At 69.3% G+C, this 7,776-nt stretch carries 9 protein-coding genes; 6 read left to right on the top strand and 3 right to left on the bottom strand.

Translation table 11 applies throughout. From position 1 onward, the window contains the following. Positions 1–184: 184 nt before the first annotated feature. Together ACLJQ7_RS42360 and ACLJQ7_RS42355 are read right to left on the bottom strand one after the other, a co-directional pair. A complete protein-coding gene (locus ACLJQ7_RS42360) occupies positions 185–1,000 on the bottom strand; it encodes a class I SAM-dependent methyltransferase (RefSeq protein WP_410653826.1) in 816 nt (271 codons plus the stop codon). A 77-nt stretch (positions 1,001–1,077) separates the two neighbouring features. Beyond that, positions 1,078–1,770 (bottom strand): FadR/GntR family transcriptional regulator, encoded by a 693-nt coding sequence (locus ACLJQ7_RS42355; RefSeq protein WP_410653825.1) that lies wholly within the window; start codon positions 1,768–1,770, stop codon positions 1,078–1,080. A gap of 74 nt (positions 1,771–1,844) precedes the next feature. Between ACLJQ7_RS42355 and ACLJQ7_RS42350 the strand changes: the two genes are divergently transcribed. Further along, entirely contained in the window at positions 1,845–2,471 is a 627-nt protein-coding gene (locus tag ACLJQ7_RS42350) for a GNAT family N-acetyltransferase (protein ID WP_410653830.1), read from the top strand. 160 nt (positions 2,472–2,631) lie between these two features. Then, a complete protein-coding gene (locus tag ACLJQ7_RS42345) occupies positions 2,632–3,393 on the top strand; it encodes a sulfite exporter TauE/SafE family protein (RefSeq protein ID WP_410653824.1) in 762 nt (253 codons plus the stop codon). A 102-nt stretch (positions 3,394–3,495) separates the two neighbouring features. Here ACLJQ7_RS42345 and hisC read toward each other — a convergent pair whose 3' ends face one another. After that, the gene (hisC, locus tag ACLJQ7_RS42340) at positions 3,496–4,551 is read right to left on the bottom strand and encodes a histidinol-phosphate transaminase (RefSeq protein WP_410653823.1); all 1,056 of its coding nucleotides are present in this window, start codon (positions 4,549–4,551) and stop codon (positions 3,496–3,498) included. 97 nt (positions 4,552–4,648) lie between these two features. Between hisC and ACLJQ7_RS42335 the strand changes: the two genes are divergently transcribed. The 4 genes from ACLJQ7_RS42335 to ACLJQ7_RS42320 all read left to right on the top strand — a co-directional run bounded on the left by ACLJQ7_RS42335 (position 4,649) and on the right by ACLJQ7_RS42320 (position 7,706). Further along, positions 4,649–5,281, top strand: a complete 633-nt coding sequence (locus tag ACLJQ7_RS42335; protein WP_410653822.1) for a dienelactone hydrolase family protein — start codon at positions 4,649–4,651, stop codon at positions 5,279–5,281. Between the two features lie 48 nt (positions 5,282–5,329). Continuing rightward, a complete protein-coding gene (locus ACLJQ7_RS42330; protein WP_410653821.1) occupies positions 5,330–5,809 on the top strand; it encodes a hypothetical protein in 480 nt (159 codons plus the stop codon). A gap of 113 nt (positions 5,810–5,922) precedes the next feature. Next, on the top strand, positions 5,923–6,945 hold the full coding sequence (locus tag ACLJQ7_RS42325) for a PPE domain-containing protein (protein ID WP_410653829.1): 1,023 nt from the start codon (positions 5,923–5,925) through the stop codon (positions 6,943–6,945). Continuing rightward, the gene (locus ACLJQ7_RS42320) at positions 6,945–7,706 is read left to right on the top strand and encodes an ESX secretion-associated protein EspG (RefSeq protein WP_410653820.1); all 762 of its coding nucleotides are present in this window, start codon (positions 6,945–6,947) and stop codon (positions 7,704–7,706) included. The genes ACLJQ7_RS42325 and ACLJQ7_RS42320 overlap by 1 nt, the downstream gene beginning before the upstream one ends. Positions 7,707–7,776: the final 70 nt, after the last annotated feature.

Raw genomic sequence — 7,776 nt, 5'->3', positions numbered from 1 at the left:
CTCAATCACGCGAGTCACGTCCCCTTCGTGCCATGGCAGCTCGGCGCAGGTGTGCTCTTCCGCATCAGCCGCCACGGCAGGGGCGCGGATGCCCCGCCGGCCGCGCGTTGCGAAAGCCACTTTCGCAACCTTCAACGTTGCGAAAGTGGCTTTCGCAACACCGGAAACCGCCCCGCGCCCCGCTTCAGAACCGCATCCGCAGGATCCGCCCCATCTTTTTGAACGCCGGGAACAGCCCCGCGAACCACAACTGCGCCCGCATCGACGTCGAGATCCGCTCCTTCACCTCGGGCGTCGCGTAATCCGTCGAGTCGAGTTCGGACACCAGCCTGAGGCCGAGCCGTTCCAGTTCGGAGATCTCGTCGATGCCCCAGTACAGCGTCGCCTTGGCCTTGCGGACCACGGGATTCAGCTTCTGCAGTTTGATGCCCAGCCCGCTGAAGATGTCGAACACCATTTCGCCGCCCTGCGGGAAATGCGCGATCAGCCGCCGCAGCAATTCCTCGCCTTCGGACGGCCGCAGGTACATCGTCAGCCCCTCCGCGATGACCAGGCCGGGTTTGTCCGACGGGATCTCGTCGAGCCAGCCGAAGTCCGTCACGGACGAGCCGATGGTCCGGTAGCCGTCCCGCGCGGGGTAGATCCGGGCGCGCAGGTCGACGACGTCGGGGTAGTCGACGTCGAACCACCGCACCGTGGGCGGCGGGTCGACGCGGTACACGCGGCTGTCCATGCCGCAGCCGAGCTGGACGACGGTCGCGTCCGGGTGTTCCCGCAGGAACTCCGAGGCCCAGTCGTCCATCGGCTTGGCCCGCATCGCGACGGTCAGCCCCATGTCGGCGTTCACGCCCAGCGAAGCGAAGTCGTAGTCGATCTGCTTGACGGCCTCGTCGGCGGCCTTGTCGCCGAGGATCGGCCGGTCGCCGCGGGCGTCGAGCGCCCGGCCGTACAGCGTGGCGAGCATCGTCGCCTTCTCTTCGGTGAACCGGACCTTCTCCACCGCACACCCCCGTCAGAAGTTTCACAACCTTCTGAAAACTCTACCCGTGCGGATCCGCGAGCGCCATCAAGGAAGCGTCAATCCCGGGTCGTGTAGTCGTGGACGTAGGTTTTGGCGTCGAGCAGATGCCGCAGGGTGATCTCCCGCGCGGCCGCCGCGTCCGAACCTCGGATCGCCTCCAGGATCGCGCGATGCTCGTCGACGGCCTTCCGGATCTGCCCCGGAAGCCGCAGCGCCGCCCGCCGTTCCTCGCCGACCAGGGACAGCACCGAACGCAGCAGATCGGTGACGTCGTCGTGGCCCGCGTTCTCCGCGATCACCCGGTGGAATTCGGCGTCGGCCGCGATCACCCGCAGCATGTCGCCGTCGGCCGCGGCCAGCGCCATCTCCTCGACGGTGCCTTCGAGCCGGGCGAGTACCCGCGGCGTGTGGTCGAGCGCGAGCCGCTCGGCCAGTGTCGGTTCGACGGTGGTCCGCAGGTCGAACAGCTTCTCGACCAGTTGCTCGTGCTCGGAGAACCAGCCTCGCAGAGGCTGTTCGCCGAGGTTCTCGCGGACATACGTGCCCGAGCCCGGCCGCACCTGCACGTAACCGATGGAGTCGAGCACCCGTAACGCCTGCCGCAGCGAACCGCGGCTGATGCCGAGCTGTTCGCAGAGCGCCCGTTCGGCGGGCAGCCTCGATCCGGCGGGGAGCCTGCCCGAATCGATCATCGTGCGCAGATGATCGACGGTCGCACTCCACACCTGTTCGCGCTCGTCGTCGGCCACCGGGCCATCCTCGCAGGTTCGCCCGCTCGTCCGGGACTGTCGGTGGCCGATGCCATCATCGAACGATGACTGGGGTGGCAGGGCTGATCAAGGCATGGGTGCACGGCTGGGCGCTCTCCCGCGGCGTCGGGGTCCCGGTGGCCGAACCGGACGGTTACCGGCTCGACGTCGGGCGTCCCGGGCATCGCGTGAGATATGTGCTGGCGGACGCCGGGTCGGTCGCGCGCCGGGCCCGTTCGCTGACCGAGCCGGGAACGTGGCTCAAGGTGAGCGGGCCGCGGGACGAGGTGGCGAAGACGGTCCCGCCGGAATGGGAGGTCGGCCCGCCGGAGTACCTGATGAGCGCCCCGATGGCGCTGCGGCCCGTGATGGCCGCGCCCGAGCCGTACCGGGCGGAGCTGGTCGGCGACGGCGTGGTCACCGACGTGGTGGTGCGCGCGCCGGACGGTTCACGCGCGGCCACCGGCCGGGTCGCGATAGCCGGCGGCACGGCGGTGATCGACCAGGTCGTGACGGAGCCCGAGCACCAGCGGCGAGGGCTGGGCAGATTCGTCATGCGCAGGCTCGACGAGGTGGCGGTGGCGGCCGGGGCGGAGCGAGCGGTCCTGGTCGCCACGGAGGAGGGCCGTGCGTTGTACCTGGCGCTCGGCTGGACGGTCGCCGCGGAGATCACCGCGGCTCATCTCCCGGAGGGGAACTGAAGGATGGCGGTGTTCCTGGGGCGGTCTCGAGGACCCGGAAGGCAACGAGTTCCGCGTCTTCCCGCCGAACGAGACATAACGGGCTCGTGGGATGTTCGACTAGACACATCCGGAGCGCGAAAGGAGGTAACGGTGCTTAGGGTGCGGACGTGAGCGCTTTATGACGTGGTGGCACGCGGTAGTGATCTTCGTCGCGGGGCTCTGGGCGGGCACCATCAACACGGTCGTCGGCTCGGGCACGCTGGTGACCTTCCCGGTTCTGGTCGCCCTCGGCTACTCGCCGCTGACGGCGACGACGTCCAACGCGATCGGCCTCGCTCCCGGCACGGTCAGCGGGGCGATCGGCTACCGGGAGGAGCTCAAGGGCTACTGGCCCCAGGTGGTCAAACTCGCCGTGGCGTCGTTCTTCGGCGCGATCTGCGGGACGATCCTGCTGCTCTCGCTGCCGAAGGACGCTTTCGAAACCGTCGTACCCGCACTGGTCGGCCTCGCGGTGGTGCTCGTGATCATTCAGCCGCGAGTGGCCGCCTCGGTCGCGAAGCGCCGCGAGGAGAACGGGACGGTCCACAAGATCGGGCCGCTCCTGCTGTTCCTGATCTTTTTGATCGGTATCTACGGCGGATACTTCACGGCCGCGCAGGGCGTGATGATGATGGCCGTGATGGGGATGCTGATGTCGGAGTCGCTGCAACGGCTCAACGGCGTCAAGAACGCCCTGTCGGCGGTCGTGAACATCGTCGCGGGCGCGATCTACGCCTTCATCGCGCCGGTCAGCTGGCCCGTGGTCGCGCTGCTCGCGGTCGGGTCGACGATCGGCGGCCAGATCGGCGCGAAGATCGGCCGCAAGCTCTCGCCGAAGGTGCTGCGCGGCGTGATCGTCGTGATCGGCCTCGCCGCGATGGTGCAGCTGCTCCTCAAGTAGGAAGCCGGCTTACTGCGCCTCCGTCGTGTTCCGCCTTCAATCACGCGTGTCGCGTGTCCAAGCACGTGAATCTCGCGCCAGGACACGCGACACGCCACCCCGTCAACGCGGGAAATCCCCGGCCGCTTCGAGGAAGAGGTCGTTCTCCTCAGGCGTCCCGATGGTCACTCGCGCGCCGTCGCCCGCGAAGGGACGCACGATCAGCTTGCGCTCCAGTGCGTGCTCCGCGAACTCGGCCGTCCGCTCGCCCAGCGGCAGCCAGACGAAGTTCGCCTGCGTCTCCGGCACCTCGTAACCCTTGGCCACCAAGGCATCCCGGACACGGGTGCGCTCCGAGACGATCTCCTTGCAGCGTTCCAGCAGTTCGTCGGCCGCGTCGAGCGAGGCGATGGCCGCCGCCTGGGCGATCATGTTCACCGAGAACGCGACGTAGACCTGCTTCAGCGCGACGGTGATCTCTTCCGGCGCCACCGCGTAACCCACGCGAAGGCCGGCGAGGCCGTACGCCTTCGAGAAAGTCCGAAGTACCGCGACGTTGTCCCTGCCGCGCGCCAGTTCGACGCCGTCCGGCACCTCGGCGTCGGTCACGAACTCCTTGTACGCCTCGTCGAGCACGACGAGCACCCCCGAGGGCACGGCGTCGAGGAAACGTTCCAGTTCGGCCCGTCGCACGACCGTCCCGGTCGGGTTGTTGGGATTGCACACGAAGACCAGCCGCGTCTTCGGCGTGATCGCGGCCAGCATGGCGTCCAGATCCAGGCCGTGCCCCGCTGTGAGCGGCACCTTCACGCTGACGGCGTTCGCCACCTGCGTGACGATCGGGTACGCCTCGAACGAACGCCACGGGAAGACGACCTCGTCACCGGGGCCGCACAGGGCCTGGATCATTTGCTGGCAAAGGGAAACCGAACCGCAGCCGACGGCGATCCGCTCGACCGGCTCGCCCAGTTCGCGGGCCAGCCGCTCGACGAGCGCGGACGCCGTGATGTCCGGGTACCGGTTGATGCCCTGCGCCGTCTCGGCTATGGCCTGCGCCACACTCGGCAGCGGCCCACCGGGAACCTCGTTACTCGCCAGCTTGATCGCGCCCTGGATTGTCCGGCCAGGGACGTACTTCGGCAACGATTCGAGATCCGCACGCGGCGAAACAGGTGACATCTTCGGCGCTCCTACGTCTGGGGGACGGCTCCGACACCGTATCCTCCCGCGCGGGCGCAAGCTCCGAATATTTACCTAAGAGTGGTCTGATGGAGGAATGACGCTCACGACCACCGTGGAACACCAGCACGCCGACGGCCACACGCTGCGCCTGACCTTCTCCGAACCGGATGGTGTCGTCCGCGGCGGGCTCGTGGTGCTGCACGAGGAGGCCGAAGAGGTCGAAGAGGGTTTGGGCCTGCTCCTGGCCGGGCTCGCCGGCGAAGGCTGGCTCACCGTCACCCCGCATCTCGACCGGGACGACCTCACGCAGCAGGACCTCCTCGAAGCCACGGACGCGACGCTCTCCTGGCTCGCCGGGCGGGGTGTCCAGGCGGATCTCGTCGGTGTCGTCGGTTTCGACCTCGGCGGGACGGCGGCGCTGGTCGTGGCGTCGAACCGCAGGCTGGGCGCGGCGGTCAGCGTCGGCGGGCAGCGGGTCACCGGGCTGCCGGTCCTGGTCGAGATCGCGGGACGGCTCACCAGCCCCTGGCTCGGCATGTACGGCGACGCGGGCGACGAGGCCGGAGGCGCCGAGGTCGAACAGCTGCGTGACGCGGCGGCGTCGGCGAACGTCGCGACGGACGTCGTCCACTACCCGGGCGCCAACCACCGTTTCGACGCCGACCCGGACGCGGCCGCGGAAGCCTGGCAGCGGACGCTGAATTGGTTCGACGCCCACCTGCGATGAGCCCGTTCGCGCTAGCATTCCCCTTCAGATGTGACAGGGGAGGGTCCAATGGCACAGTCACCCAAAGTACCTGCGACGCCACAGGCCGCGTTCGGCGCTTCGGCTCCGGCCTTGGCGCCGGTGGCGGGTCAGATCCGGGACTCCAAGACCGAGGCCAAGAAGGGGACCGTCAAGGTCTCCGAGGACGCCGCCAAAAAGCTCGTCGACGCGCTGCTGAAAGCACGCCACGAGCTCAACGCGCTGATCAAGGACTCCACGGAGTTCAACGCGCCGTTGAAGCTGGGTGCGAACTTCGTCGGTCACACGATGAGCGAACGCTTTCAGGGTGCCGCGAACAAGGGCACTGAAGCGGCTGTGCCCGTTCTCAAGGACTTCGCCGTGGTGCTCAAGGATTTCCAGCTCACCGTGATGGCGGCGCGGAAGATGTACGTCGCCGCGGACGAGGAGGGCCAGGAGCAGCTCGAACGGGTCGCCCGCCGGTTCGACATGGAGGACATCGTCGACCACGAGCGGAAGGACGAGCACTGATGCGCATCCTTCCCATGCCGTGGCCGCCGCGGGAGCCCGAACCGCAACCGGGCCCCGAACACCTCAACGCCGACATCGACTGGATGAGCTACTCGCATCCAGAGCTCTACGAAATGGTCCACGACGAGCTGGACCTCGCGAGCGCGGAGGCCGTCGCCGCGCAGTGGACGAAGATCAGCGCCTTCCTCGACCGGGTCGGTACCGAACTCAGGGCGGCGCTCGTCGCCACCGCCGACGGCTGGACGGGCGAGGGCGCCGACAGGGCGCGTGACGCCGCGATCAAGCTCGTCGACTGGGCGGGAGAGACGGGCTGGCGCGCGGAGAACGTCGCGAACTGCGTGCGCCGCCAGGCGGACATCGCCGACACCGCGCGGCGCACGATGCCCGAGCCGCCGGGACACACCCCGCGGCCCAAGCTGCCGGAGCCGCCGAAACGCCGTCCGATCCCGGTTTCGGATCCGGATTCGACGCAGTCCATGTCGGCCTCGCCGCCGTCGGGAGGCGGTTTCGCCGAGGCGGGACGGATCGTCGCCGAACCCACCGACGAGGGTTCGCAGGATCTGCACCGGCAGGCGGCCGACGTCATGACGCGGATGCAGCGGAGCTCCGGCGAGGTCTACGAGAACGTTCCGACCTTCACGTCGTATGGCAAGCAGCCGAGGATCCTCGAGGCACCCGAGGAGCCGAAGCCGAAACCCGAACCGACGCCGGAACCGGTGCCGCCGCCGGACGACACCACGAGCAGCAGCGGCGTCGACGACACGGCCGCCCCGATCCAGGTGCGGGAGCCGGTCGAGGCGCCGCGTCAGCCCGGCGCGAGCAGTGGCGCCTTCGTGCCGCCGCCACCCGGCACCTCCGGTGGGACCCACGAGCAGCTCGGGCAGGGTGGCCGATCCGGTGCCGGCGGGTTCGGGCCGTCCGGACAGCAGCCCGGTCAACCGGCAGGGACACGGGCCGCGGCCGCGGGCATGGGCGGTTTCGGCGGGATGCCGATGGGGATGGCGCCCTCGCAGGGACGGCAGGGCGAGGAGGACCACAAGGCGCCGGACTACCTCGTCGAGGATTCCGACGTCTGGGGCCTCAGCGGGCATGTGACGCCACCGGTCATCGGCGAAGACCCGAGGAGCGATCGCTGATGGACTGGATCCGGTTGCATATCGGCGAGCTGTTCCTGCTCTGGTCGGCGCACGGACGTGACGAACTGCCCGCGGTGCTGGAGGTCCCGCACGTCGGGCGGACACCGGAGTTCCGCGCGGAACTGGTCGCCACGGCGAGCGCGACGCTGTCCGAACGCGGCCTCGGCACGGTCGACGCGCCCGCGCCCGAGCTGGTGCGGCTGCTGCACACCGTCGCGAACAGCGAACTCACGCTGGACCTGCGGCTCGACGGTGACCCGGCGTATCGGGCCGTCGGCTGCGTCTCCGACCGCGGCGCGGTCGCGATCGGCGTTTCGGGCACCGACGTCGAGCTGTCCGCGCTGCGGGAGCCGCTCGTCGCCGCGACCCTGCTGCAGGCACTGCCGCCGTGCGACCAGGGGCGGGGTCTCTCGGTCAACCTGCGCGTCGACGACTACACGGCCGCTTGCGAGGCGGGGGAGCGCGGCGGGCAGCCGGCGTTCTCCGACGTCCTGCGCGACGCCGGGTTGCGGGAACCCGAGGTCATCGTGCTGGTCCGGATCGCGACGCAGCGGATCGGCGGCGGACGGCTCGGGGCGGCCAGGAAGTCGTGGGAAGGCCGCTGGGTGCGCGGCGAAGGGACGTTGACCTGGGTGGACACCCCCGACGGCCGCTACGGGCTCCGGCGCGATCGAGGGTGGCTGACCGTCACCCCGCTCGACGCGTCGCGGCTGAAGTCGATGGCGTACGAGCTGTTCACCGGGGCTCGCCAGTTCGGTTAAGGGATCGATCAGCGAGTGCGAAGCACTTTCAGCTGAGGGTGGTGGCGGGGCGGGGAGGGTTAACATCGCG

Origin of the sequence: Amycolatopsis sp. cmx-4-54 (genome assembly GCF_046548895.1) — a bacterium.
GTDB lineage: Bacteria > Actinomycetota > Actinomycetes > Mycobacteriales > Pseudonocardiaceae > Amycolatopsis.
This window is presented reverse-complemented; position numbering and strand designations above follow the sequence as displayed.